The 25,402-nt window shown below is 30.0% G+C and carries 26 protein-coding genes; 14 read left to right on the plus strand and 12 right to left on the minus strand.

Annotated features, from left to right (window positions below; translation table 11 throughout):
- Positions 1-20: 20 nt before the first annotated feature.
- Positions 21-431: a DUF2721 domain-containing protein gene (locus ACW9UN_RS11205; protein ID WP_459486359.1), complete on the plus strand. Its 411-nt coding sequence runs from the start codon at positions 21-23 to the stop codon at positions 429-431.
- Between the two features lie 2 nt (positions 432-433).
- Here ACW9UN_RS11205 and ACW9UN_RS11210 read toward each other — a convergent pair whose 3' ends face one another.
- The 5 genes from ACW9UN_RS11210 to ACW9UN_RS11230 all read right to left on the minus strand — a co-directional run bounded on the left by ACW9UN_RS11210 (position 434) and on the right by ACW9UN_RS11230 (position 5,281).
- The gene (locus ACW9UN_RS11210) at positions 434-1,195 is read right to left on the minus strand and encodes an NYN domain-containing protein (protein WP_459486360.1); all 762 of its coding nucleotides are present in this window, start codon (positions 1,193-1,195) and stop codon (positions 434-436) included.
- Between the two features lie 630 nt (positions 1,196-1,825).
- Positions 1,826-2,551, minus strand: coding sequence for a head GIN domain-containing protein (locus ACW9UN_RS11215; protein WP_459486361.1), 726 nt, complete (start codon positions 2,549-2,551; stop codon positions 1,826-1,828).
- Between the two features lie 95 nt (positions 2,552-2,646).
- Positions 2,647-4,350, minus strand: coding sequence for a PspC domain-containing protein (locus tag ACW9UN_RS11220; RefSeq protein WP_459486363.1), 1,704 nt, complete (start codon positions 4,348-4,350; stop codon positions 2,647-2,649).
- Positions 4,343-4,687 (minus strand): PadR family transcriptional regulator, encoded by a 345-nt coding sequence (locus tag ACW9UN_RS11225; protein WP_459486364.1) that lies wholly within the window; start codon positions 4,685-4,687, stop codon positions 4,343-4,345. The genes ACW9UN_RS11220 and ACW9UN_RS11225 overlap by 8 nt, the downstream gene beginning before the upstream one ends.
- A 153-nt stretch (positions 4,688-4,840) precedes the next feature.
- Positions 4,841-5,281: a DUF4870 domain-containing protein gene (locus ACW9UN_RS11230; protein ID WP_459486365.1), complete on the minus strand. Its 441-nt coding sequence runs from the start codon at positions 5,279-5,281 to the stop codon at positions 4,841-4,843.
- Between the two features lie 296 nt (positions 5,282-5,577).
- Here ACW9UN_RS11230 and ACW9UN_RS11235 point away from each other — a divergent pair, with 296 nt between their 5' ends.
- Positions 5,578-6,033 (plus strand): DUF4442 domain-containing protein, encoded by a 456-nt coding sequence (locus ACW9UN_RS11235; RefSeq protein WP_459486366.1) that lies wholly within the window; start codon positions 5,578-5,580, stop codon positions 6,031-6,033.
- Here the strand turns inward: ACW9UN_RS11235 and ACW9UN_RS11240 are convergent.
- Positions 6,030-6,176 carry a hypothetical protein gene (locus ACW9UN_RS11240; protein WP_459486367.1) on the minus strand — a complete coding sequence of 49 codons (147 nt, stop codon included), beginning with the start codon at positions 6,174-6,176 and terminating at the stop codon, positions 6,030-6,032. The genes ACW9UN_RS11235 and ACW9UN_RS11240 overlap by 4 nt on opposite strands.
- A gap of 209 nt (positions 6,177-6,385) precedes the next feature.
- Here ACW9UN_RS11240 and ACW9UN_RS11245 point away from each other — a divergent pair, with 209 nt between their 5' ends.
- Positions 6,386-7,186, plus strand: a complete 801-nt coding sequence (locus ACW9UN_RS11245; protein WP_459486446.1) for a TIGR00266 family protein — start codon at positions 6,386-6,388, stop codon at positions 7,184-7,186.
- A gap of 87 nt (positions 7,187-7,273) precedes the next feature.
- Positions 7,274-8,158 (plus strand): DUF3179 domain-containing (seleno)protein, encoded by an 885-nt coding sequence (locus ACW9UN_RS11250; protein WP_459486368.1) that lies wholly within the window; start codon positions 7,274-7,276, stop codon positions 8,156-8,158.
- A gap of 128 nt (positions 8,159-8,286) precedes the next feature.
- Here ACW9UN_RS11250 and ACW9UN_RS11255 read toward each other — a convergent pair whose 3' ends face one another.
- From ACW9UN_RS11255 to ACW9UN_RS11265, 3 genes are all read right to left on the minus strand, one after another.
- Entirely contained in the window at positions 8,287-9,237 is a 951-nt protein-coding gene (locus ACW9UN_RS11255; protein WP_459486369.1) for a D-2-hydroxyacid dehydrogenase, read from the minus strand.
- Between the two features lie 92 nt (positions 9,238-9,329).
- Positions 9,330-10,397, minus strand: a complete 1,068-nt coding sequence (serC, locus tag ACW9UN_RS11260) for a 3-phosphoserine/phosphohydroxythreonine transaminase (protein WP_459486370.1) — start codon at positions 10,395-10,397, stop codon at positions 9,330-9,332.
- Between the two features lie 74 nt (positions 10,398-10,471).
- On the minus strand, positions 10,472-11,533 hold the full coding sequence (locus ACW9UN_RS11265) for an acyl-CoA reductase (RefSeq protein WP_459486371.1): 1,062 nt from the start codon (positions 11,531-11,533) through the stop codon (positions 10,472-10,474).
- Positions 11,534-11,602: 69 nt separating this feature from the next.
- Between ACW9UN_RS11265 and ACW9UN_RS11270 the strand changes: the two genes are divergently transcribed.
- The 8 genes from ACW9UN_RS11270 (at position 11,603) to ACW9UN_RS11305 (ending at position 21,868) form a co-directional block, all read left to right on the plus strand.
- Positions 11,603-11,953 (plus strand): 4Fe-4S dicluster domain-containing protein, encoded by a 351-nt coding sequence (locus ACW9UN_RS11270; RefSeq protein WP_459486373.1) that lies wholly within the window; start codon positions 11,603-11,605, stop codon positions 11,951-11,953.
- 238 nt (positions 11,954-12,191) lie between these two features.
- A complete protein-coding gene (locus ACW9UN_RS11275; RefSeq protein ID WP_459486374.1) occupies positions 12,192-13,487 on the plus strand; it encodes a DUF4856 domain-containing protein in 1,296 nt (431 codons plus the stop codon).
- A gap of 80 nt (positions 13,488-13,567) precedes the next feature.
- Positions 13,568-14,695 carry an imelysin family protein gene (locus ACW9UN_RS11280; protein ID WP_459486375.1) on the plus strand — a complete coding sequence of 376 codons (1,128 nt, stop codon included), beginning with the start codon at positions 13,568-13,570 and terminating at the stop codon, positions 14,693-14,695.
- Positions 14,685-16,049, plus strand: a complete 1,365-nt coding sequence (locus ACW9UN_RS11285) for an HTTM domain-containing protein (RefSeq protein ID WP_459486376.1) — start codon at positions 14,685-14,687, stop codon at positions 16,047-16,049. Before ACW9UN_RS11280 ends, ACW9UN_RS11285 begins: the two co-directional genes overlap by 11 nt.
- A complete protein-coding gene (locus tag ACW9UN_RS11290) occupies positions 16,030-18,510 on the plus strand; it encodes a TonB-dependent receptor domain-containing protein (protein ID WP_459486377.1) in 2,481 nt (826 codons plus the stop codon). The genes ACW9UN_RS11285 and ACW9UN_RS11290 overlap by 20 nt, the downstream gene beginning before the upstream one ends.
- A gap of 129 nt (positions 18,511-18,639) precedes the next feature.
- Positions 18,640-19,362, plus strand: a complete 723-nt coding sequence (locus ACW9UN_RS11295; protein WP_459486378.1) for a hypothetical protein — start codon at positions 18,640-18,642, stop codon at positions 19,360-19,362.
- Between the two features lie 100 nt (positions 19,363-19,462).
- Positions 19,463-20,938 (plus strand): IMP dehydrogenase, encoded by a 1,476-nt coding sequence (gene guaB / locus ACW9UN_RS11300; RefSeq protein ID WP_459486380.1) that lies wholly within the window; start codon positions 19,463-19,465, stop codon positions 20,936-20,938.
- Positions 20,939-20,980: 42 nt separating this feature from the next.
- Complete coding sequence (locus ACW9UN_RS11305; RefSeq protein WP_459486381.1) at positions 20,981-21,868, plus strand: hypothetical protein; 888 nt, start codon at positions 20,981-20,983, stop codon at positions 21,866-21,868.
- 18 nt (positions 21,869-21,886) lie between these two features.
- Here the strand turns inward: ACW9UN_RS11305 and ACW9UN_RS11310 are convergent, their stop codons facing one another.
- Genes ACW9UN_RS11310 through ACW9UN_RS11320 form a run of 3 tightly spaced genes read right to left on the minus strand, consistent with a single transcriptional unit; the run spans position 21,887 to position 23,295 of the window.
- A complete protein-coding gene (locus ACW9UN_RS11310; RefSeq protein WP_459486383.1) occupies positions 21,887-22,543 on the minus strand; it encodes an HAD family hydrolase in 657 nt (218 codons plus the stop codon).
- On the minus strand, positions 22,544-22,858 hold the full coding sequence (locus tag ACW9UN_RS11315) for a hypothetical protein (protein WP_459486385.1): 315 nt from the start codon (positions 22,856-22,858) through the stop codon (positions 22,544-22,546). It abuts the gene before it with no gap.
- Between the two features lie 20 nt (positions 22,859-22,878).
- On the minus strand, positions 22,879-23,295 hold the full coding sequence (locus ACW9UN_RS11320) for a thiol-disulfide oxidoreductase DCC family protein (protein ID WP_459486387.1): 417 nt from the start codon (positions 23,293-23,295) through the stop codon (positions 22,879-22,881).
- A gap of 178 nt (positions 23,296-23,473) precedes the next feature.
- Between ACW9UN_RS11320 and ACW9UN_RS11325 the strand changes: the two genes are divergently transcribed.
- On the plus strand, positions 23,474-24,166 hold the full coding sequence (locus tag ACW9UN_RS11325) for an ABC transporter ATP-binding protein (protein ID WP_459486389.1): 693 nt from the start codon (positions 23,474-23,476) through the stop codon (positions 24,164-24,166).
- A gap of 2 nt (positions 24,167-24,168) precedes the next feature.
- Positions 24,169-25,401 (plus strand): ABC transporter permease, encoded by a 1,233-nt coding sequence (locus ACW9UN_RS11330; RefSeq protein ID WP_459486391.1) that lies wholly within the window; start codon positions 24,169-24,171, stop codon positions 25,399-25,401.
- The last annotated feature ends 1 nt before the right edge of the window (position 25,402 follow it).

Genomic DNA, 25,402 nt, shown 5'->3' on the forward strand with positions numbered 1-25,402 from the left:
AATAGTATTAATTTTGCATTATGGAACAACTTACATTAACTACCCCAGCATTATTGTTTTCTGCAATATCTTTAATAATGCTTGCGTATACCAATCGGTTTTTGGCTTATGCTTCTGTGATTAGAAATTTACATGATCGATACTTAAAAGAGCATGATGACTCTTTATTACGACAAATTAATAATTTAAAACAAAGGTTACATTTAACAAAATGGATGCAAATATTTGGAATAACTAGTTTGTTGTTTTGTGTTTTAACGATGTTTTTAATTTATATCGGATATCAACTTATTGCCATTTATGCATTTGGTTTGGGGTTGATTTTATTATTGATTTCTTTAGCTTTATTAATTAGAGAAATTCAAATCTCTACAGAAGCATTGCAGCATCATATTGCAGATATAGAAGAGTATTTAGGGAATAAAAAATAAGTTTATTTCATTTTTAATAACGGATGATTAGAGCCATTTACCTCATTTTTTATGACTTCAAATTTTTCGATGTTGGCAAAAAGTTTGGTTAAACTTTTAAAACCATAACTTCTTGGATCAAAACTTGGATCAATTTTTCTGATGTTTAAACCTAGTGTAGAAATATGTGCTTTATCTTCTTCATTGGTAGAAATGTCAAAAGCTTTTATTACCGTTTTCCAGTCTTCTTTCGTAAGTCTAATGTTTTTATTTGGCTCTTTTATTTTTTGAACAACTCTTTTCTTTTTGGTTTCATCAGTTGCTTTTTCATCCTCCTCTTCTGTATCTTCATTTTTAAGGTTTTCTGTAAAGGTGAAAACCTCACAAGATTTCACGAAAGCAGTAGGAGTTTTCTTCTCGCCAATTCCCATTACAAACAAACCTTCTTCTCGAATTCTTTTGGCCAAGCCTGTGTAATCGCTATCGCTAGAAACGATGCAAAAACCTTCTGTGCTTTTACCGTGTAAAATATCCATAGCATCAATAATTAAAGCGCCGTCTGTAGAATTTTTACCTGTTGTGTAAGAGAATTTTTGAATCGGTGTAATAGAATGTTGGTTGATGATGGCTTTCCAACTATTCATTTGTTGCGAAGTCCAATCGCCATAAATTCTTCTAATCGTTGCTTTACCGTACTTAGAAACTTCATCAATAATTTCTTTAATGAGTTTGGGTTGTGCATTATCGCCATCTATTAATACTGAAATATTGAATTTGTTTTCCATTTTAAAATTTATAATTGGTTGCTAAAGGTAAATATTTTTGAAGCATTTAAAATAGGATTACAGATTAAAAGTAAAAAATCATAAAAGAACTAAGGGGTGATGTTCTATTTGTAAAACAAAAATTTAGTTTAACCAAATGAACATTTTGAATATAAAGGTTATAATTATGCAACCTTATTTTAGGAATGGTGTGCTATTTCGCTAACTTTTTTCGGATATGACGAGTTTCAATTCGTAATATCCAAAGTTAGCTAAATTCGTTTTTTTATTTTAAAAAGTCAAGAGTAAAAAGTCTACTTTTTAGGAGTTTATATTAAAACGTAAAAATTAAGATTGGATTTAGTGATATTGCAATAATTTCAGAGATGCTGAAACAAGTTCCGAGATGCTGAAACAAGTTCCCAGATGCTGAAACAAGTTCAGCATAAAAAAAAGTAAGCGTCGTTTTTTTACAAAACGACGACTTACCAAGTAAACTAATAAAACCAAGTATTAGTACTGTTATTAGAGTTAGCTATTCTAATGTCAGTTTTTTTAATATTTTTCTAAACAGGTATAATTTTTTTGAAATCTTGAGGCTATTTAAAGCCCCAAGAATTCTTTTGGTTGATTGACTAATTAATTCAAAATTTATTTAGCAGAAATACTTCCACCAGAAGAAGAATTTTTACTCACTTGTTTTGGGTTACCTTTAAAATCGATATCGCCACCACTTGTAGCCTTTGCGTTTATAGTTTCTGAAGCATATACATTAATATCTGCACCACTTGTAACCTTAACTGTAACATGTTTGCTTTGCAGTTCGTAAGCATCTATAGAAGCGCCACTTGTTGCACTAGATGTATGTTTATTTGTAGTTCCAGAAATTTCAATGTCAGAGCCACTAGTAGCATTACTTGTTACAGCGTTAGCATCTAAAGACATATTAATATTTGCTCCGCTAGTTGCTTTCAGAGCAATGGTATTTACTTTTATAGGATTATTGGTGTAAACTTCAGAACCACTTGTTGCAGTAACACCTTCTAAAGTTTCGAGAGTAACGTGTATTTTTCTTGATTTTGCTTTCCAGATATTTTTGTCGGAATAGATTTTTAAAACACCATCATTAATTTCTGTCATAATGATTTCTTGTAAATTTTCATCTGCTTCTACAATTATTTTTGATGTTGAACCTTGAGTAATATATAAGTCTAAACCTGTGCTCACTTTTATTTTAGTAAAGTCTTCATTTACTTTTCTGTTTTCTGTTACAACGTTTTTATTTCCGTTAATACTGTTAAACATATTTACGTTACAAGCACTTAAAAATGTTGCTAAAAAAAGAATGGAAAGTAGTTTTTTGGTGATAGTTTTCATGATATTAGATTTAATTGATGTTTCAAAGGTCTTAGATTAGACGCTTAAAATGTAACTAAGGTTGCTCAATTGTTGTTTTTTAGTACTGAATTGTATTAAATAGTTTGTGTCATATCACTTATGTTGTCATCAGATTCCTTTTCCTCTTTCTCAATTTCAACCTCAACTTTGCAATCTGTACATTTTAGGCTTTTATCAGTCATTTTAAAATGATGATTTGCCATATCTTTATCATAAATATCTTCTTCATTATCTACTCTATACAAGAAGTTTTTTATAGAATTATCAAAGTAAACCGTTGTGTTTTCGGTCAGATAAAATATAATATTGATTTCTTCATCTTTCCAAAGGTTTTTATAATCGGATAAAAAATAGGCATCTAAAACAATAGTATTTGCAAAAACTTTAAAGTTGTATTTTATTTGTTTTGCATTTTTTTGGGCTTTACTTCTTGTTTTACCTTTAGATTCCTTTTGAATCACCATATAGTTTTCGTCAGTATTACTTTTTCTAACATCAACTTTTATATCACTTGCATAAGTCATAACCTCTCCGTTAACTTCAACTTCTTCTTTGTAGTTGCTTCTTTTTAAACTATGACGATAATAAATCGTATCGTCATTTATCATTTTTAGTTTTAGCGTATCATTATCCACAATATTTAGTGTATTTTTTTCTGAAAATTCACCATAAGTTGCATGAGATGTGCCAAAATCTAAAAATGTAAAGAAGATTCCTAAAAATGCCACAATCCAAATTCCTAAAAGGGTTAAAGATGTTGGCTTATTCATTTTTTTAATATTGCTAGATAAAATGCGTAAACCTAAAATAAACAGCCCTAAAGCAGGAATACCAGCTAATAAAAATGCACATACTATTAATAACCAAGTTGGTAAAATAGTATCATCTAAAAAAGGAGGATAGTGTAAAAACTCTCCATCAATTTCTAACCAACCTAAACTTCCTACAGAAAACCCTCCAATAATTAGAGATAAAATAACAGCAGCAGAGAAAAATATAATTATAATACCAATAAACTTACCAAATACTTTAAAAATGGCGAGTAATATTTTTCCTATAGTATCAAAAAAATCGCTTGCTCCGTTATTTTTTTTGGTCTTTCCCGAAAAAGTTTTACTCATTTTATCTGAAAACTCATTAGCACCCTCTTTTATTTTATCTGATGCTTCTTTGGCAACCACACTTACTTTATCTGATACTTCACTAAATTCTTTACGGATTTTTTTTTCAATATTATCAATATTTACTGGTTCGCCTTCCATTTGTAATTTTTCGGCAGTAGTTTTTGCTTCTGGTAATAAAATCCATAGAATAATGTACACCAAAACAGAAAATCCACTTGCGGTTAAAATAATAAATGCCAAACGAATCCAAATGGTATCAACATCAAAATAATGTGCAATACCAGAAGCTACACCACCTAAAAACTTATCATCACCATCTCTAAATAATTTTTTGCCAGATGCGCTGTTTCTTTTGTAAGAATAGCTAGCATCGCTGTACGATTCTTCTGCATCAGCATAATCTTCTGGTTGTCCCATTATTTTTATGATGTCATCAATATCACCTTCATTAACAACCTGTCTAACATCTGTAATTTTTTCAGATAATAATTCACTAATTCTAGCTTCTATATCTGCAATAATTTCGTTTTTTCCTTGAGGATCATCACTTAAAGATTTAGAAATGGATTCTAAATATCTTCGTAATTTTTGATAGGCTATTTCATCGATATGGAAGAAAAATCCGCCTAAATTTATATTTATGGTCTTATTCATTTGTAGTCGATTTTTTACTAGTTACTTGGTGTACTGCGTTTACTAAATTGGTCCAGGTTTTGTTGAGTTCTTTTAAAAACATACCTCCGTTTTCGGTTAAAACGTAATATTTTCTTGGTGGTCCAGAGGTTGATTCTTCCCATCTATAGGTTAATAAACCAGCGTTTTTTAAACGGGTTAATAACGGGTAAATGGTTCCTTCTACCACAATCATTTCTGCACTTTTTAGCGTAGACAGTATTTCAGAAGTATATGCATCTCCATTTTTTAGGATGGATAAAATGCAAAACTCTAAAACACCTTTTCGCATTTGTGCTTTTGTGTTTTCAATCTTCATATTTTATGTGTTATTAAGCTCATCCTAACCTTACTAAAACGAAGGAATTTTTGAGTGAGCAAACTTTGATTTATTATTTTCATTTAATTTACTTTTATGATGAATTTTGATGGCATTTTTTTCCATCTTTTAAAGTGATTAAGAGAGGATTTATTATTTAATAAATTTTATAGTGAAAGGGTATTTGTAATGTTCACCTTCTCTAGCTTTAACAGAAGCAATAATTACTAAAGCAATACCTATGATGTATACAATACCAGCAATAGACCCAAAGCTGAAAACACTAAACCAATTATGTAGGTCTAAATCAAAGTTTACATGAAAATTATTCCAATTGATAAACTGATGATGTCTATTAAAAATAGAACCCAAAGCAAATGGTATAAAAACAACAGACAGCAAAAATACGTATAGCGTATAACTGATGTTAAAGTTTACAGCTTCTTTGCCTTGTTCATCTAAAAATAAACTCCTGTCTTTTAGTGTTTGCCAAGCAATTAATGGAGTTATAATGTGGCCAAATGGAAACATAAACCCTGCAAATGCAGAAATATGTATTAAAAAGGCATTGGTGTTTTCTTTATTTTGTTTCATTTTATAATTGTATATAATACTTTCTTATGCAAATATATATCCTAAAGAAGGTATTATGCAATACATAGTACTATAATTAACGTTTTATTAACATTTTGATTTTGTATTATAATGACTTTGAATAATTATAAAATTGTTGCTGATACTGGGTTTGATTAAAATGATGGGTTCGTATTTAAGCCAATATCATAATATTTAAGTATATTTAAAAAATATATGAGTTGATATATTTAGCGATTTTTACATTAAAAAAAATTACGTTGAATAGCCTCTAAATTATTATTTAAAGTAAAAAAATGAAGTTTACACCAGCAAAAGTCAATTTTTTCAATCTTTTTAAGTTGCCTTTGGCTTTTTTTGGAGGCGTTTGGGTAAAGTCTATAAACAATAAAGAAGTTGTGGTAACTATTAAACACAGATGGATGAATCAAAATCCGTTTAAAAGTATGTTTTGGGCTGCGCAAGGTATGGCTGCAGAAATGCCAACAGGTATTTTAGTGATGAAAGCTATTTATGATTCTAAACGAAAAGTTTCTATGCTTGTTACTCATCAAGAGGCTAATTTTTACAAAAAAGCAACTGGTAGAATTACATTTAGCTGTAAGGGAGGTGATGAAATTAGAGAAGCTATTCAAAAATCCATAGAAACAGGAGAGGGGCAAATTATTATATTAACTTCAAAAGGAGTGAATGAAAATGGTGTATTGGTGTCTAACTTTAAATTCCATTGGAGTTTAAAAGTAAAGAACTAATCTTTTTTTAGATAAGGTTGTGGTCTTTTTTCGTTATAATCTAAGTCTTGAAAAATCCCGCAAGAAACAGAGGTTCTTGCTAAAGACTTGCTTACTTCGTATTTTTTTGATAAAGCTTCAATTTCTGGAGTTAAATATTTCATAGTCAGTTTTGCTTTTCTGTATGGTGTTTAATTTTGATACAAAAGTAGTTTTATTGTTAAAAATTAAAGTTAAAAAATCATTAAAAATGAATAATTTATTTTAAATAATTGTAACATAGTGTTACTTTAAACCTCTAATAAGTGTTGAATTAAAAATAAAAAAAATGTTTCAAGATCGAGTTCCAGAAAATATATCAAACAGAAAAAGTATGAATGCACACGAAATAGATTATAAAATTTTTGGTGAAGAAATGCAATTTGTAGAAATTGAGCTAGATCCAGATGAGGGCGTTGTAGCCGAGGCTGGAACTTTTATGATGATGGATGACCAGATTAAAATGAATACGATTTTAGGTGATGGCTCTAATCAAGAAAAAGGAATTTTAGGAAAAATATTCTCTGCCGGAAAAAGAATTTTAACAGGCGAAAGTTTATTTATGACCGTTTTTACGAATGCCGGAATTGGAAAAAAACAAATTTCATTTGCGTCTCCTTATCCAGGAAAAATAATTCCTATAGATTTAACAGAATTTGGCGGAAAATTTATTTGCCAAAAAGATGCATTTTTATGCGCTGCAAAAGGAGTTTCTATTGGTATTGAATTTTCTAAAAAACTAGGAAGAGGATTGTTTGGTGGAGAAGGTTTTATTATGCAAAAAATGGAAGGTGATGGTTTAGGATTTATTCACGCTGGTGGAACAATGGCAAAAAAGGTTTTGCAGCCAGGTGAAGTTTTAAAAGTAGACACTGGTTGTATTGTTGGTTTTACACAAACTGTTGACTACGATATTGAATTTATTGGCGGTATTAAAAATACTATTTTTGGTGGCGAAGGATTGTTTTTTGCTACTTTAAAAGGACCAGGAACAGTTTATATACAATCGTTACCTTTTAGTAGATTAGCAGGACGTGTTTTGGCCATGGCACCTAAAACTGGCTCTGGAACTAGAGGAGAAGGCAGTGTTTTAGGAGGTTTGGGTAATATGTTAGATGGCGATAATCGTTTTTAGTGCTCAATAATTAAAAATGAGCGGTTAAAAATATTTTGTTAGGTTTTAAAATTTAATTCGACTTAAAATTAAAATTAAGGTTATACTATGAAACAAATTTTTTCAATCAGCATTATATTTTTTATAATTACTACATCTTGTTCTATCAAAAACGAAGATACTCCACAGGAATTTACCTCACTAGATATTGGTATTGATGACGCGTTTGTTAACGAAAACAATGCAGTTAAAATATGGTGCGATTCATTAGCTTATAAAAAAGATGAAAATATACCAGATTGTGCCAATAAAAATTGGGTATTTGTTGAAAACGAACGAAAAATGTTGTTTGGAGGTAATAATTCAAATTGGCATTTTGATATTTCTAATTGGTATTTAGATGAATGTAATTTAAGGCATGGCTTAGGGCGAGAAACCTTTCATGCGTTAATAAATCCTAAATACTATTCTGTTAGTGATGCTCAAAAAGATATTAAGCATTCTTCTAGTTTTAGTGATGATGATAGGTATATAATTGTATTAACAGATACTAAGAGGCCTAAAGCATATTCAATAGAATTATTAACGAAGCATGAAGTTATAAATGAGGTAATTGATGGAGATCCTATAGCTATTGTTTTTTGTTTTTTAGCCGATTTAGGAGCAGTATATTCACGTGTTTACAATAATAAAACATTTACATTTGCACTTTCAGGATATACTTATCGAGAGCCAGATGTTTGGGGTGGAATAGATGGTTTTGTTTTTTGGGATCGTGAAACAGAAAGTTTATGGTGGCCGTTAATTGATAAAGCGGTTTCAGGTAAAATGATGGGAACAGTTATTAAAAAACATAATACGGATAAATGGTTTGAAACAACTTGGGGTGAAATTAAATCATTATATCCTGAAGCTTTATTGCTAAAACCAGGACAAACGATGGATGTGCCTTCTAACTGGCCTCAATATAGTTGTGATGATTTATTAAATTGATAAAATGGCATACAACTTAAATAATTGATGTACTGTTAGCAAAAATGAGCTATTTGTGTTAACGGATTCTTTTTAGGAATTAAAAATTTAAAATTAAGTGTAACTTTAAAACTTAATAGTAAAAAATACTATTTCAACAATTTTATAATTTGTTCTGCCAATTCAAGACCAATTCTTTCTTGAGCTTCTAAAGTTGATGCGCCAATATGTGGAGTTAACGAAATATCTGGATTCATTAATAATTGTACTGCTGGTATTGGTTCTGTTTCATAAACATCTAAACCAGCATACTGTACTTTTCCATTTTCAATGGCATTCATCAAATCTACTTCATTTAAAACACCACCTCTTGCTGTGTTAATGATACCAACACCATCTTTCATTTTTTCAAATTCTTGTGCTGCAATAGTATAATCTTCTTGTAAAGGAATATGTAATGTTATAAAATCACTTTCTTTTAACAACTCTTCTTTATCTGTGGTTAAAATGGTAAACGTAGATTTTTGTCCGTTGAAAAACTCTAAAGTTATAGGAGCACTTTCAACAAGTGGGTCAGTTGCTAATACTTTCATTCCTAAACCAATAGCAATTTTTGCTACTTCTTGCCCAATTTTACCAAAACCAATAATACCTAGTGTTTTTCCTCTTAATTCAACACCCTGAGAATAGGTTCTTTTTAATGCATTAAAACGAGAATCACCTTCTAAAGGCATTTCTCTATTAGAAGAATGTAAAAAACGAACCATACCCAATAAATGTGCAAAAACCAATTCAGCCACAGAGCTAGAAGAAGCAGAAGGTGTATTAATTACTTGTAAACCATTTTCAATTGCATAGTCAACATCAATATTATCCATACCAACACCAGCTCTACCAATAAGTTTTAAAGATGGACAGGCATCAATTAATTCTTGTTGAATTTGAGTTGTGCTTCTTACTAAAATGATATCAATATTGTTTTCGTTAATGTAATTTTCTAGCTGATTTTGAGCTACTTTTACATTTAGTACTTCAAAACCACCTTTTTCTAAAGTGTCAATTCCGCTTTGCGAAAGTCCATCATTTGCTAATATTTTCATCCCATCCCAACCTTCCCTAAGGGAAGGAGTTTTTATTTATTGTTTATTAATTTTTTATTTTTAAGAGTAAGAATTTCTCTCCTTTGGAGAGGTTAGGAGAAGCGTTTCTCAAATTCCTGCATAACATCAACCAAAGCTTGTACACTGTATAAAGGTAACGCATTGTACATACTAGCTCTATAACCACCAACACTTCTATGACCATGTAAACCATTAATGCCAGCTTCTTGCCAAAGTTTGTCAAAAGTTGCTTTGTGAGCTTCATCAACTAAAGTAAATGTAGCGTTCATAGTACTTCTATCTTCTTTTGCTACAATTCCTTTAAATAAAGGATTTCTGTCAATTTCATCATATAAAAGTGTAGCTTTTTTATTGTTGACTTTTTCAATAAAAGAGATTCCACCCAAATCTTTTAACCACTCTAAGGTTAGCATAGAAACATAAACTGCAAAAACAGAAGGAGTGTTAAACATACTGTCTTTATCAATATGTACTTGATAGTTTAACATTGAAGGAATGTGACGTTCAACTTTGCCTAAAATATCCTCTTTAATAACAACTAAAGTTGTGCCTGCAGGACCCATATTTTTCTGAGCTCCTGCATAAATTAAATCAAATTTTTCAAAGTCTAATTGACGTGAAAAAATATCAGAACTCATATCACAAACTAAAGGCACATTTGTTTCAGGGATTTCTTTTAATTGAGTGCCAGCAACAGTGTTGTTACTTGTGTAATGAAAATAATCAACATCTTCAGGAATTGAATATCCTTTAGGTATATAAGAATACCCTTTGTCTTTAGAAGAGGCAACTTCTATCAATTCTCCAAAAGCTTTTGCTTCTTTAATGGCTTTGTCAGACCAAGTTCCTGTATTTAAATAGGCTGCTTTTTTATGCAGTAAATTGTAAGCAACCATTAAAAACTCCATACTAGCACCGCCTTGTAAAAACAACGCTTTGTAGCCTTTATTTTCTAAGCCTAATAACTCTAAGGCTAAAGCACGTGCTTTTTCTATAACAGCAACAAAAGATTTACTTCTATGTGATATTTCTATAAGAGATAAATCGTCATTATTAAAATTGATAATTGCTTCAGATGCTTTTTGCAACACTTCTTGAGGTAAAATACAAGGGCCTGCACTAAAATTATGTTTTTTCATTATTTTGAGTTTCAAAGTTTCAAAGTTTCAAAGTTTTTTTATCAAAAACTAGTAACCATCAACCAAAAATTAATTTATATTTTCGATAAAAATTCTAAGGTATTTACACCATCAGCATAATCTGTTAATTTTGGATGCTGTGTTTGTCCAAAAGCAACTTCGTTTTCTATAAAGTCTTTGGCAACAATACACTGAATTTTTTCTCTTTCTTGATGTAGTTTTATTTTTAAATCGATTTCATTATCATAATATTCATAAAATAATGTAGCAATAGGTGAGGAGTAGCTTTCATCTTCTTTAATCATTAAAAAACCATTTTCAAGTAAATCGAACTCACTCATTAAATACACAGCCTTATTATAATCGTAATTGTTGGCGTATTTTGCGTTATTGATGAGGTCTTTTTTACAATACATCCCATTAAAAAAGGTATCAAATTGATAGTCTTGTGGTACGTAAAGTTTAGCTACACTTCTGCATCCTAATCCAAAATATTGAAAAATATCATCTGATAATTTTTCAAAATCTTCATGAGTTTCTTTGCCATTAATTACAGCTACAGAGTTTCTACTTTTTCTAATAATATTAGGTTTGTTTTTAAAATAATACTCAAAATAACGTGCTGTATTATTGCTTCCTGTAGCAATTACAGCATCAAAATTGGTTAACTTTTCTTCAGTAAACGTTATGTTTCCTTTAAAACTATTTTCTACAAATTCTAAATATTTAGCTAAAAAAGGCAATAAATATTTGTCATTAGAAGATTGTTTTATTAAAACAGAATGGCCAGAAATTAAAACCGATAAAAAATCGTGAAAACCTACTAAAGGTATGTTTCCTGCCATAATAATGGCAACCGTTTTTGGGCTATTATTTTTATCATTTAAGTTACTTGTAAAGGTTTTTAAATTATCTTCTGATAAAGCTATAGACCAACTTTCTAAGGCAAATAAAACATTATCTTTTGTAAACCAAGAGTTGTATTCTTGGGCCAATTTAATTTGATGAAGAAAACCCTCAAAAAAAAGTTCATTGTGCTCTATATTGTCTTTTTTTTCAATTCTTTTATTAGAAAATTGACTTAAAAAAGTGCCTAATTTTACGAAAGCGTTAATTCTATGTTGAATACTACTCATTTATTTTGGATGTAAATGATTTAGGGTTTATTTTTGCAAAAGCAAAGGTACAAAAAGAGAACAGAAATTATGGCGATTATAATAACAGATGAGTGTATAAATTGTGGGGCTTGTGAACCTGAATGTCCAAATACTGCAATTTATGAAGGAGCAGACGATTGGAAATATGCAGATGGTACAGATTTAAGTGGTAATGTGGTTTTACCTAATGGTAAATCAGTTAACGCTGATGAAGACCAAGAACCTATTTCAGACGAAATTTATTACATAGCACCAGACAAATGTACGGAGTGTATGGGCTTTCATGAAGAGCCTCAATGTGCTGCAGTTTGTCCTGTAGATTGTTGTGTGCCAGATGAAGATATTGTTGAAACTGAAGACGAATTGTTAGCAAAACAAGCTTTTATGCATAAAGATTAAAAGATTAATGGAAATATTAACTCAATACAACCACAGCACTATTGCTGTGGTTTTTTTTTGAAAAAAATCTAAAAGTAGTTTTTCAACACAATCACTACATAGTTTATTCCTTACACTTACACTTTACTATTTCAAATGTACTTTCGATATTTTTATTTAAAATAAATCTAAATAAATTTTGAACTACTAAATTTGGTAATTATATTTGCATAAATTATTTTAAATTAATCTAAATAAAATGAAAAAAGCGATATTTTGCATTAGTATTTTGGCAGTTTTGGTTGCGTGTGAGAAGAGTGAAATAGAAATAGATTCTATGGTAATATCTCCTTCTTTAGATGAAGTTATTACAGGAAGTGATTTTAGTAGAGCCAGCAATGGTGCCTACAATAATAATTACATTGATAATTATTCAGCACAATTTACAAGAAATGGTGAATCTACTGTAGATTTTAGCGGACAAACTACGCGTTTAAAGCAAACTTATGCAATTGGTAAAGATTTAATTACAACAAAATCAGTTGCAGAAATACAATTAATGTTTGAAGGAGAAGAAGTTAATGGTAATTTACAAAGTGCAGGTTTTGAGGATGCTTCTTTAAATGGAACAACCAAAATTGTTAGATCTAAAACATCTGCTTCAATTGGTTTATTTAATAAATCTAATAGTATAGGGCAAGGAGCTACTAATGTAAATTTAATAGATAGTTTTATAGAAGGTCATCAAATTGTTATTGATAATTGGTCAACCCAAGTAGCTGCAGGTCAGGCAGGTACTTTTTTAGATTCTGATGGTGCAACAAGATATGTAGATGAAAAAGGTTTTGAAATGGATCAATTGTTTACAAAATCTATGGTGGGTGCTTTAGCGTACGATCAAGCTGTAAATCATTATTTTAATAGATTAGATGATGAAAATGATAACTCTAATACTTATAGAACTGCAAATGACGAAGGTACAGTTGCCAGCGATAAAAATTATACCACTATGGAGCATCATTGGGATGAAGCTTTCGGTTATGTGTATGGTAACATAACCAGCGAAAATTTAATCTATAAATATATTGACAATGTAGATGCCTTAACAAAATTTGCAGGCATAGAAAAAGAAATTTTAGAGGCTTTTGTAAAAGGACGTATAGCAATTGTAGAAAAAAATTATACGGAAAGAGATGCACAAATAGCTATTCTTAGAGAAAAATTATCAACAATAGTTGCAGTAAGAGCAGTTCATTATTTAGGGGGTGGTGCAAAATTGATAGGAACATTAGCTCCAGATGCAGCTCAAAGAGCAGATGCTTTTCATGATATATGTGAAGGATATGGTTTCATTAACAGCCTACGTTACATTGTAGATGCAAATGGGAACAGGTATTTTACAGATGCAGAAGTAGATGGATATTTAAATATTTTAGAGGCTGATAAAGGACTGTGGAGTATTACCTCTGATGAATTAATTGACATGGCAGATACCATTGCTGCTAAAAGTGTTGGTGGATTTTCGTGGACTTATAGTGATGTTGTACCAGAGTAAAAACCTTTAAAGAGATTGCTAACACTATCTCTTTTGTTAGTATATTTGTAATCGTTATTTAGAATAAATAAAAACAAAAAATGAAAAAAATAGTTTATGTGTTTTTAATATCATTAGTTTTTCTAATAGCTTATGCTTGTTCAGAGACTAATATAGATGAAAATATTAATGAAGATGATTTTGATAGAACAACATTAACTGCAAGCTGGGTAAATAACTTATTAAGTCCAGCAATCAATGATTATCAAACAAAAGTTGAAATTTTAAATGATGCAGTAGTTACTTTTACAAATGCACCAAACGCTACTAGTTTAGCCAAAGTAAGAACAGATCTATTTGAAACTGCTAAAGTTTGGCAACATGTAGAGCTCTTTTTCTACGGAACTAGTTTTGCAAGAGATATGAATTCTTATCCAGCAGATTTAGAACGAATTAACACCAACTTAAATAGTACAGTTGACATAAATTTTGATAGAACCTTATTAGATACCACACAAGGTTTACCTGCCTTAGATTATTTAGTAAATGGCTTAGAAACCACAGACGAAGCTCTAGTAGTAAAATATCAAGATGAAAAATATGCAAACTATATAAAAGCTTTAACAGCCAGAATGTTGAGCTTAACAGATAGTATTATTGCTGAACTTGAAATCGAAAAAGATGCTAATATCAATAGTGTAGATAATACCATTAGCTCTTATTTTAGCATTCAAGTTAATGATTATGTACAATATACTGAAAAGAATTTTAGAGAAAAAAAGATAGCAACACCATCTGGAACGAGAAACAGACAAGCTAATATTTCTGTAAATCCAAGTCCAGAATTTGTGGAATCTTTGTACAGCCCAGAAAATTCAAAAGCATTGTATTTAGAAGCTTATGACGCCATTCAAGATTTTTATTATGGTAGAAATTATAGTACAAATGCAAATACAGTTGGCCTACAAGAATATCTAGAATTTTTAGGTACAACAATTATGGTTGATGGTACTGATATTTCTTTAAACGATTACATAGAAACGCTGTTTGATAATATAGATGCAGCAAACAACAACATAGGCAACAATTTTTTTGAGCAAACTCAAGATTATAACCCAAATTTTGATGCTGTTTTTGATGCCATTCAAGAATTTGTAATAGCAGTAAAGGGTAATGTAATCAATGCCTTTAACCTAACCATTGATTTTGTAGATAGCGATGGTGACTAAACAATTGATTACAAACTATTTTAATACAAAAACAAGAGCGGCTTCTTTGGCCGCTTTTCGTATATTATTTGGTTTGTTAATGTTATTTAGTTTAACTCGCTTTTTAGTTAAAGGTTGGGTATACGATTTTTATATCGCACCAAAACTCCATTTTAAATATTATGGTTTTTCTTGGGTTACCACTTGGGGAGAATATACTTATATTTTATTTGGCATTGCAATTTTAGCTTGCATAGGTATTATTTTAGGGTTCAAATATCGATTGGCAATCGTACTCTTTTTTTTATCATTCACTTATATCGAATTGATCGATAAAACCACCTATTTAAATCACTATTACTTTATTAGTATTTTAAGTTTCTTACTTTGTTTTTTACCATTAAACGCAACTTTTTCTGTTGATGCTTATCGTAAAAATAAATCTTATAAAAACGTACCTGCTTGGATGGTAGATAGCATAAAACTATTACTCGGCATCGTATATTTTTACGCTGGTTTGGCCAAACTAAATTCAGATTGGTTGTTAAGAGCGCAGCCTTTAAAAATATGGCTATCAACAAAAACCGATTTGCCTGTAATTGGTAAATTTATGAATGATACTTGGTTTCATTATGCTATGAGCTGGAGTGGTGCTTTATACGATTTAACGATTCCTTTTTTATTACTGATTAAAAAAACAAGACCTTTTGCTTTCTTCTTAGTAGTTGTTTTTCATGTGTTTACTAGAGTTTTGTTCAATATTGGTGTATTCCCTTATATAATGATAGTGGCTACTTTAATTTTTTTTGACAGTAGTTTTCACGAAAAATTTTTAAAAGGAATAGCCAAGGTTTTATCAATACAAAAAAAAGTTTTGTCTGTTTCTACAGTATTTCAACCAAATTATAAAAGAGTTGTATTAAGTGTTTTAAGTATCTTTTTTTTAATTCAATTTACTTTTCCTTTTCGTTATACATTATATCCAGACGAATTGTTTTGGACAGAAGAGGGCTATCGATTTTCATGGCGAGTTATGTTGATGGAAAAAGCAGGATTTACCACTTTTAGGATTAAAAATTATACTACCGGAAATAGTTTTACGGTTACAGACGATTATTTTTTAAACTCTTTTCAAAAAAAACAAATGCAAACGCAACCCGATTTTATTCTGGAATATGCACATTATTTAGGAAATCATTACAAAAAAGAGTTAAGAGAAGAAAATATTGGAGTTTTTGCAGAAGGTTATATATCTGTAAATGGTAGAATTGGCAAACCATTTATAGACCCTACAATAGATTTATTGACAGTACATAATAGTTTTAAACATAAAAATTGGATTCTACCATTTAACGATGAAATTAAAGGTTTATAGTTTTTTTATCATATTTTACTTAGTATCATTAACAATATTTTCTCAAAATTATTCAGCAATTGTTTATGATAACGAAACCCAAAAACCCATTGAAGGTGTTGAGGTTTACACAAAAGAAGGTTTTTTTATTGGGTATACGAATGCATTGGGAGTTGTTAATTTGTCTCAATTAAAAGTAGATAAAAGATACCGCTTGCTATTTTTTAGTTTTAATTATAAGACCTTAGAAATAGATGTTTTATTAAAAAATAAAAGCAAATACAACGTATCATTAATTTCTCTTGGAGAAACTTTATCCGAAGTTATTATTAGCGTAAAAAAGAAAGAAGCATTTGGGTTAACTGCACTAAAGCCAGTAGAAGGAACGCATATTTATGCAGGTAAAAAGTCTGAGGTTATTTTATTAAATCAAGAGTTAATTAACAAATCTACCAATAATGCAAGGCAGGTTTTTGCAAAAGTAGCAGGTTTAAATATCTACGATAGTAATGATGGTGGTTTGCAGTTAAATATTGGTGGTAGAGGTTTAGACCCTAATAGAACAGCCAATTTTAATACACGCCAAAATGATTATGATATTAGTGCAGATGTTTTGGGCTATCCAGAGAGTTATTACACACCACCCACTGAAGCTTTAAGTCAAATTCAGGTAATTCGTGGTGCAGCATCTTTACAGTATGGAACCCAATTTGGAGGTTTAGTGAATTTCAAATTCAATAAACCCAGTAAAAAATCAATAGAATTTATTATCAGAAATACATTCGGTTCTTTTGGGACACTCACAAATTTTACCTCATTATCTGGTACAAAAAACAAATTGAGTTATTATGCTTTTTATAATGGAAAAAAAGGAGATGGTTTTCGCCCAAATTCTGGTTTTAATGCCAATAATTTTTATGGTTATTTGGCGTATGATTTTAATGATAAAACAAGTGTTAGTGTAGATTATACAAACTATTATTATTTAGCACAACAAGCAGGTGGTTTATCTGATGTACAATTTTTAGAAAATCCAACTCAGAGCTACAGAACTAGAAACTGGTTTGCAGTAGATTGGAAACTATTTAACCTAAAATTAAACCATGAGTTTTCTAAAAATACAAACGGAACATTAAGCTTTTTTGCCTTAAATGCATCGCGAAAAGCAATTGGTTTTAGAACAAATCCTTTAGATGAAAACGCCAATATTTTTGATGTAAATAGCGATGAAGTTGATGAATTTGGCAATTTTGACTTTGAAAGAGATGTTATTTTAGGCGATTTTAAAAATTTCGGAGCTGAAGCTAGAATAATTACCAAGTATAATATCAAAAACCAACAGTCTGTTTTGTTATTAGGTAGTAAGTTTTACAAAGCAAATAATACCTCTCAACAAGGGCCTGGTAGTAAAAATACAGACGCAGATTTTACAATTTACACGAATGATTTTCCGTTTTATCCCAACCAAAATCAATTTAAATTTCCCAATTTAAACGTAGCTGTTTTTGGTGAAAATATATTTAATATCACCAATTCATTTTCCATAACCCCAGGTTTTCGTTTTGAATATATAAAAACAGAATCTATAGGCTCTTTTTTAAATATTCCTGATTTACAAGGTAGTAACCCGAATATCAATTTTATAGAAGATAACAACTTATTAGAACGTAATTTTGTGTTGTTAGGGGTTGGTATTAGCTATAAACCTAAACCGTATTTAGAATCTTACTTTAATTTTTCACAAAATTATAGATCGGTAACTTTTTCCGATATTAGAACTGTTAATCCTTCTTTTGTTGTAGATCCATCAATTCAAGATGAAACAGGATATACCTTAGATATCGGTATTAGAGGGCGTGTTAAAAAAATAGTATCTTATGATGTAAATCTGTTTACCTTGTTGTACGATAACAGAATTGGTCAGGCATTTAGTACAGAAGCTCCTTACAGAGCACAATGGGTAAGAGGCAATATTGGAAAAGCTACCATTGCTGGCTTAGAATCTTTAGTACAATGGAATCTTAAAGAATCATTTTTTAAAGAAAGTAAACAGTTAAAACTTGATATTTTTTCGAACCTAGCTTTAACAACATCGCAATACAATAGTAGTGTTTCTAAAAGTATAGATGGTAACAAGGTAGAATTTATTCCTGAAGTAAACTTAAAAACAGGTTTTTCTTTTGGTTACAAGAATTTTTTAACTGCTTTTCAGTATTCATATTTGTCTGAGCAATTTACAGATGCTACGAACTCAGCATATAATCCGCTAAACAACAATCGAGTAGATGGTGCCATTCCTGCCTATCATATTATGGATTTATCAATGTCTTTTACCTTTACCAAAAATATTAAATTAGAATCCGGATTTAATAATTTGTTAAATAATTCTTATTTTACAAGAAGAGCAACTGGTTATCCAGGTCCAGGTATTATTCCTGCTGAGCCAAGAAGTTTTTATACCACACTACAGTTAAAATTTTAGTTTTATTGATTAAAACAAAAGCTATAACCGAAAATTTATTTATATTCATTTTAAATAAAACTTTTTTGTTGTAAGTACTTTGATTAAAGGCTATTGTAATGTAATTTTAAATAAAAAATTAATTTAAATATGTTACAACCAGTAAATATTCAACAAAAATTAATTGATCAACGCAAAAAAAATAAAAATCCAGAACAAATTTTGGCCTGGGTAAATGATATTTTTGATGAAGTAGATACACAATACAACTCAGTTTTTGAGCGTTTATCTAACTCTCCAATCCATAGAAATATCAACACTTTTAATATAGATAAAGTAGACCGAAACGCAATTTTTCATATTTCTGAAATAAAGAAAATTTGTATTGATTATAGATTGCGTTTTTTAGATACTCAATTCTTTAAAGGAGATTATCCAGCAGAAGTTGTATCTAAAATCAACAAAATAGAAGAAGAACATAACACCATTTTAGATGGTTTTAAAATCATAGCTCCATCAAAGCTATTTCATCTAAAAAAAGCAGATGATCCTTTGTTATTTGCGCCAATGGGAAACGGATTTTATTATCTAATTCATAAATGGGGTACTGATGTTAGCCCTTATAGAAAACTAAAATATTGGTCTATAAAAAATATTGAAAATTTAGCAATATCACTTGCTATAATCAGTATAATTTTTACTGCTATTTCGTATCCTTTCTTTTTTACAAAGCCAGCTTCATTTGGTTATTTGCTGATGTTGTTTATGTTTTATTTTAAAGGAGCAGTAGGTATGGTATTTATTTTTTGTGGAAGCTCTGGTAAAAATTTCAGTGAATATTCTTGGCAAAGTCAATACGATAAAATTAGCTAATCATGTAAAAAAAAGCAGGTGTAAATTAAAATAAATGCTTAATCTGCTAAAAGTCATTTTTTAATTGTAAATTTGCACGCAATTATATCTTAATTGCAAAATGATAGCACACCAAAATAAAATCTTAGGAGAAGGCTTAACGTATGATGATGTACTTTTAGTTCCCGCTTTTTCACAAGTACTTCCTAGAGAAGTTCGAATTTCAACAAAATTTACCAGAAATATTACTATTAATGTACCTATAGTATCAGCAGCTATGGATACTGTTACAGAGTCTGCTTTGGCTATAGCCATGGCAAGAGAGGGAGGTATTGGCGTTTTACATAAAAACATGACAATTGAGCAACAAGCTCAAGAAGTTAGAAAAGTAAAACGTGCAGAAAGTGGTATGATACTAGACCCTGTTACTTTACCGTTAACAGCAATAGTTGCAGATGCTAAAAATAATATGCGAGAACACAGCATAGGTGGTATTCCTGTAGTTGATGATAATGGTAAACTAAAAGGTATTGTTACCAATAGAGATTTGCGATTTGAACATGACAATACAAGACCAATTGTAGAGGTAATGACGAGTGAAAATTTAATTACTGCAGGTGTGGGTACTTCTTTAAAAGATGCAGAATTAATTCTTCAAAATCATAAAATTGAAAAATTACTAATTGTTGATGAAGATTATATTTTAAAAGGATTAATTACATTTAGAGATATTACAAAAGTTACTCAAAAACCAATAGCAAATAAAGATAGTTATGGTAGATTAAGAGTTGCAGCAGCTTTAGGTGTTACAGGTGATGCAGTAGACAGAGCAGAAGCATTGGTAAATGCTGGTGTAGATGCTGTAATTATAGATACAGCTCATGGTCATACAGAGGGGGTTGTAAAGGTGTTAAAAGCGGTTAAAGAAAAATTCACAAACTTAGATGTTGTAGTTGGTAATATTGCTACACCAGAAGCTGCACAGTATTTAGTAGCTGCTGGTGCAGATGCTGTTAAAGTAGGTATTGGGCCTGGTTCTATTTGTACAACAAGAGTTGTAGCTGGTGTAGGCTTCCCTCAGTTTTCTGCAGTTTTAGAAGTAGCAAATGCTATTAAAGGCAGTGGAGTTCCTGTAATTGCAGATGGTGGAATTCGTTATACAGGAGATATTCCAAAGGCAATTGCTGCAGGTGCAGATTGTGTAATGTTGGGCTCTTTATTAGCAGGTACAAAAGAATCTCCTGGAGAAACTATTATTTATGAAGGAAGAAAATTTAAATCGTATAGAGGAATGGGTTCTGTTTCAGCCATGAAACAAGGTTCTAAAGATCGATATTTTCAAGACGTTGAAGACGATATTAAAAAATTAGTGCCAGAAGGTATTGAGGGTAGAGTACCGTATAAAGGAGAACTTTTTGAAAGTATTCATCAGTTTATTGGTGGTTTGCGTGCAGGTATGGGGTATTGTGGAGCTAAAGATATTGAAACCTTAAAAGAAACAGGCCAGTTTGTTAGAATTACTGCTAGTGGTATTAATGAAAGCCATCCTCATGATGTAGCTATTACAAAAGAATCACCCAATTACAGTAGAAGGTAATTTGTAAAAATTGCTATAGAATAAGAAAGAACAAATAAAATAATGAATACTCAAAACTTTGTAAACTTTAAGCAAGTAAGAGGCTTAGGAGATATGCTTTCAGATACCTTTAAATTTTTAAAGTCTGAGTGGCAACCTTTTTTTATTACCATAATAAAAATAGCTATTGTACCTGTAATCATAGCAATTGCTGCAGCAATTTATTTTTTAATTGAGTCAAGTTATTTTTATTCAGGGGTTCTTAATTTTAATCAAAATGAGCCTGATTTCAATTTTAATTTCTCTAGTATCTTTCTACCGCTATTAGCAATTGTATTTTCGTACATAATTGCTTATGCTCTGGTAACAGTTACTTCTTTATCATATATAAAATCTTATATAAAAAATAAAGGGGTAGTAAATTACGAAGAAATACAAACAGATACAAAAAAACAATTTTGGCCTTATGTAGGTTTGTTTTTTTTAGCAGGTCTTATCATTTTAGTAGGAACTTTATTTTGTTTCTTACCAGGTATTTATTTTTGGGTGGTTTTAAGCTTATCAATTCCTATACTGATATATCAAAACAAAGGGGTTGCAGATTCAATTAGTGATGCTTTTACCTTAATTAAAGATAATTGGTGGGAAACATTTGGAATTTTAATAGTAGTTCAAATTCTAATAGGAATTACCAGTTTCTTTGTTGAGTTACCTATAAGCTTGTATCAAGGAATAGATATGACAGCATTACTTGAGGATGAAAACCCAGCAGAACTTTTCGAATATTTCAGAGATCCTATTTATTTAATTTTATTAGGTTTCTCTTATTTGGTAAAATTTGTGTTATACATCATTTCTACAATCGTTACCGTATTTATTTATTTTGATATTAGAGAGCAAAAAAATCCCACACCAAATGTTGATGCTATCGATGAAATAGGAACGACCTAAAGGATATTTAAAAATATTTTAAATGATTTTTAATAGCTTTTTAAAATCATCAATAATAAAATTAGCATTATCAAGAGTTTGATCTAAAACTACTGGGTTTTTATAACCAATAACAAAAATACCAGCATCGTTTGCAGCTTTTATTCCGTTGTCAGAATCTTCGATAACAATACAGTTTTCTTTGGGTGTTTTTCCTAAAACAGCCGCTTTTTCAAAAATCTCAGGATGAGGTTTAGAAGCAGTTAAATCTGCACCACTAATTTTAGCCATAAAATACTGATGTAAATTAAAACGATCAAATACTCTATTAATGTTTACCATTGCTGATGATGATGCCAAAATTAACGTGATTCCTTTGTTATAAAAATGCTTAATAAGATCTTCTACTCCGTTTACCAATTGTAAATTCGGGTCATTTTCAAAAAAATTAACATACCTAGCTCTTTTATTTAAAACCAAATCTTCAGGATTTTCATCTAAATTAAAATGATTTACCAATTTTTGAAAAGCATTTATAGTTGATGAGCCAGTAAACGTTTTATACAGTGCTTCAGAAACAGCTACACCAAGCATATTAAAAGTTTCATAATAAGCTTTTTTATGAATTTCTTCAGAATCTATGATAACGCCATCCATATCAAAAATAACGCATTGTAATGTATCAGGTATTTTCACTTACAGAATAAATTTTATAGCTTTTATTAAATTTTCGATAATTATATACAAAAGTAAGCAAGCCGTAATCGATATAACAATAAAAGATAAAATTCTTTCTTTAGATTTTGGTTTGTTCAGTTTTTTTAACGACCTAATAAATCCTTTAATAGATATAACTATGGCAACTAAAGATAAGAAACCAATAAAGGTAGAAATGATATAAAAATTTTCATTCGTAAATTGATAGCTTAAAACGCTAATAAGTACTAGTAAAGAAATAGTAGCTAAAGTAAATTTGTACTTAAAATCTTTGTTAAATTTAATTTTTTTCATCTTGGGGGAAGTTTTATGAATTATTCTATAAATTTAGCAATTATTTCTGGGGTAGGTATCATACAACTTTCTTTTTTACCAAACCATTTGTATCTATTTGCTGCAATAAAATCATAAATGTAATCTCTAAAAGTTTCGGGTAGTAAAAATCCAATTTGAGTAATGTTCCAAATACCACCAAAATCTTTCATAATATGCAAAGCAGCAGTAGACTTAATATCATAGGAAACACCAGGATCATATAAAATTATAGAGTCTATTTTACTGAGGTTGATATTTAATTGCGAGGCTATTTTTTTACCCGTTTTAGATTGTAAAGAAGCAAATAAAAATGTGTTTTTTTTGTCGTATTTAATTACTTCTAACACAGCTTTATTGCAAAGATTGCATACACCATCAAAAAGAATAAGCTTTTTATGTTCAGGAATATCAATCATTTTTTATCATTATAAAGTAAAAAACAAAATTACATTATCTTTTTTTAAAATTCATGTAACATTTTAGTTTTACAGACGTCTTATGGTTGTATTTAAGTATCTGCTGTGGCTTTTAACATAATATTAATAATCGCAATCAATAGCATTGAATACTTTAGTGTAAAAATTAACCAAACTCATGATTCGAATAGAAAAACTTCACAAATCTTATCCGATAGGAAAAGATTCTTTACACGTATTAAAAGGAATTGATTTACATATAAAAGAGGGCGAGTTTGTTTCTATTATGGGGTCCTCAGGTTCTGGAAAATCTACCTTGTTAAATATTGTTGGTTTATTAGATATTCACGATGAAGGTGAATATTATTTAAATGGCCAGCTGATTAAAGATATGAACGAGAAAAAGGCTGCCCTTTTACGAAATAAATTTTTAGGTTTTATATTTCAGTCTTTTAATTTAATCTCTTACAAAACTGCCTTAGAAAATGTGGCCTTACCTTTGTATTATAAAGGCATGAATAGAAAAGAGCGATTAAAAGTAGCTCTAGAATATTTAGAAAAAGTAGGCTTAAAAGATTGGGCAAATCATTTGCCAAATGAGTTGTCTGGGGGGCAAAAACAACGTGTAGCCATTGCAAGAGCTTTAGTTACCAATCCAAAAGTAGTTTTAGCAGATGAGCCAACAGGAGCTTTAGATTCTACAACAACAGATAATGTAATGGATTTGTTAAAAGATATTAATGATGAAGGAATGACCGTTTTTGTAATTACACATGAAGAAGAAGTTGCAGAGCAAACCAAAAGAATTGTACGTTTAAAAGATGGCGTAATAATTAGTGATGAATTAACCAAAGCTTCTAAAGCAGTCTAGTTATGTTTGATATAGATCGTTGGAGAGAAATTTTTCAAAGCATTAATAAAAACCGATTGCGTTCTGTAATGTCTGGTTTTACAGTAGCTTTTGCTATTTTGCTTTTTACATTATTATTTGGTATTTCAAACGGACTTGGAAATTTTTTCAAAACAGCTTTTGCAGATGATGCTAAAAACTCAATGTTTGTTAGAGTTTGGAGAACAACAAAACCATATAAAGGGTTGCAATCAGGAAGAGCAGTTCAGTTAAAAAATGACGATTATAATTTTGTGTCAGACAAATATGCTAGTAAAATTCAATACCAATCTGCAAGAATCTATAAAAACTTTGTAATAAAATATAAAAATGAAGCGAGTTCTTATAGTGTAATGGCTGTAAACCCAGATCATCAATTTTTAGAAAAAACAATTATTAATGAAGGCAGGTATTTAAATGAACGAGACATTAAACAAAAATCTAAAGTAATAGTTATTGGTAGATTAATTAAAAAGGATTTATTTGGTGAAAAACCAGCTTTAAATAAAAGAGTAAACGTAAACGGAAGTTCTTTTCTAATTATTGGTGTTTTTTCTGATGATGGAGGAGATAATGAAGAAAGAAAAGCATTTATGCCCTTAACTACTGCACAAAATATGTATGGCAATAATGATTATATAAGTCAGATAGCTTTAGGATATAACCCCAAATTAAGTACAGATGCTGCTATTGCTTTTGGAAACAAAATGGAGCGTGATTTACGTAAAAAGATGAACATTCATCCAGACGATCAAAGTGCACTTTCTGTTAGAAATATGGCAGAAGCAAATAAATTTGTGAGTACTGTTTCATTTGCTTTGTTTATTATAATTATTTTTATTGGTTCTGGAACTTTAATAGCAGGTATTATTGGAATCTCTAATATTATGATTTTTGTAATTAAAGAAAGAACAAAAGAGTTTGGAATTAGAAAAGCCTTAGGAGCAAAACCATCATCAATTGTTGGTATGGTTGTGCAAGAGTCTGTCTTAATAACTACTATTGCCGGTTATGCAGGTTTAACTCTGGGAACTTATCTTTTAAGTTTAATTGGTAATAGTTTAGAAGAAAAATATTTTATAAAAGACCCAAGCGTTAGTTCAGGATTAGTAATTGGAGCAACCATTGTTTTAATTGTATCTGGATTAATTGCAGGATATTTACCTGCAAAAAGAGCAGCAAATATTAAACCTATAGAAGCCTTAAGAGCAGATTAAT

Source organism: Polaribacter litoreus, from assembly GCF_054584775.1.

Bases quoted from the DNA above. Each gene is read 5' to 3' on its own strand.
- ACW9UN_RS11205 (WP_459486359.1), top strand. From the start codon at position 21: ATGGAACAACTTACATTAACTACCCCAGCATTATTGTTTTCTGCAATA.
- ACW9UN_RS11255 (WP_459486369.1), bottom strand. From the start codon at position 9,237: ATGAAAATATTAGCAAATGATGGACTTTCGCAAAGCGGAATTGACACT.
- ACW9UN_RS11215 (WP_459486361.1), bottom strand. From the start codon at position 2,551: ATGAAAACTATCACCAAAAAACTACTTTCCATTCTTTTTTTAGCAACA.
- ACW9UN_RS11230 (WP_459486365.1), bottom strand. From the start codon at position 5,281: ATGAAACAAAATAAAGAAAACACCAATGCCTTTTTAATACATATTTCT.
- guaB (WP_459486380.1), top strand. From the start codon at position 19,463: ATGATAGCACACCAAAATAAAATCTTAGGAGAAGGCTTAACGTATGAT.
- serC (WP_459486370.1), bottom strand. From the start codon at position 10,397: ATGAAAAAACATAATTTTAGTGCAGGCCCTTGTATTTTACCTCAAGAA.
- ACW9UN_RS11325 (WP_459486389.1), top strand. From the start codon at position 23,474: ATGATTCGAATAGAAAAACTTCACAAATCTTATCCGATAGGAAAAGAT.
- ACW9UN_RS11240 (WP_459486367.1), bottom strand. From the start codon at position 6,176: ATGAAATATTTAACTCCAGAAATTGAAGCTTTATCAAAAAAATACGAA.
- ACW9UN_RS11295 (WP_459486378.1), top strand. From the start codon at position 18,640: ATGTTACAACCAGTAAATATTCAACAAAAATTAATTGATCAACGCAAA.
- ACW9UN_RS11210 (WP_459486360.1), bottom strand. From the start codon at position 1,195: ATGGAAAACAAATTCAATATTTCAGTATTAATAGATGGCGATAATGCA.
- ACW9UN_RS11220 (WP_459486363.1), bottom strand. From the start codon at position 4,350: ATGAATAAGACCATAAATATAAATTTAGGCGGATTTTTCTTCCATATC.
- ACW9UN_RS11225 (WP_459486364.1), bottom strand. From the start codon at position 4,687: ATGAAGATTGAAAACACAAAAGCACAAATGCGAAAAGGTGTTTTAGAG.
- ACW9UN_RS11330 (WP_459486391.1), top strand. From the start codon at position 24,169: ATGTTTGATATAGATCGTTGGAGAGAAATTTTTCAAAGCATTAATAAA.
- ACW9UN_RS11305 (WP_459486381.1), top strand. From the start codon at position 20,981: ATGAATACTCAAAACTTTGTAAACTTTAAGCAAGTAAGAGGCTTAGGA.
- ACW9UN_RS11265 (WP_459486371.1), bottom strand. From the start codon at position 11,533: ATGAGTAGTATTCAACATAGAATTAACGCTTTCGTAAAATTAGGCACT.
- ACW9UN_RS11245 (WP_459486446.1), top strand. From the start codon at position 6,386: ATGAATGCACACGAAATAGATTATAAAATTTTTGGTGAAGAAATGCAA.
- ACW9UN_RS11280 (WP_459486375.1), top strand. From the start codon at position 13,568: ATGAAAAAAATAGTTTATGTGTTTTTAATATCATTAGTTTTTCTAATA.
- ACW9UN_RS11275 (WP_459486374.1), top strand. From the start codon at position 12,192: ATGAAAAAAGCGATATTTTGCATTAGTATTTTGGCAGTTTTGGTTGCG.
- ACW9UN_RS11315 (WP_459486385.1), bottom strand. From the start codon at position 22,858: ATGAAAAAAATTAAATTTAACAAAGATTTTAAGTACAAATTTACTTTA.
- ACW9UN_RS11235 (WP_459486366.1), top strand. From the start codon at position 5,578: ATGAAGTTTACACCAGCAAAAGTCAATTTTTTCAATCTTTTTAAGTTG.
- ACW9UN_RS11285 (WP_459486376.1), top strand. From the start codon at position 14,685: ATGGTGACTAAACAATTGATTACAAACTATTTTAATACAAAAACAAGA.
- ACW9UN_RS11320 (WP_459486387.1), bottom strand. From the start codon at position 23,295: ATGATTGATATTCCTGAACATAAAAAGCTTATTCTTTTTGATGGTGTA.
- ACW9UN_RS11270 (WP_459486373.1), top strand. From the start codon at position 11,603: ATGGCGATTATAATAACAGATGAGTGTATAAATTGTGGGGCTTGTGAA.
- ACW9UN_RS11250 (WP_459486368.1), top strand. From the start codon at position 7,274: ATGAAACAAATTTTTTCAATCAGCATTATATTTTTTATAATTACTACA.
- ACW9UN_RS11290 (WP_459486377.1), top strand. From the start codon at position 16,030: ATGAAATTAAAGGTTTATAGTTTTTTTATCATATTTTACTTAGTATCA.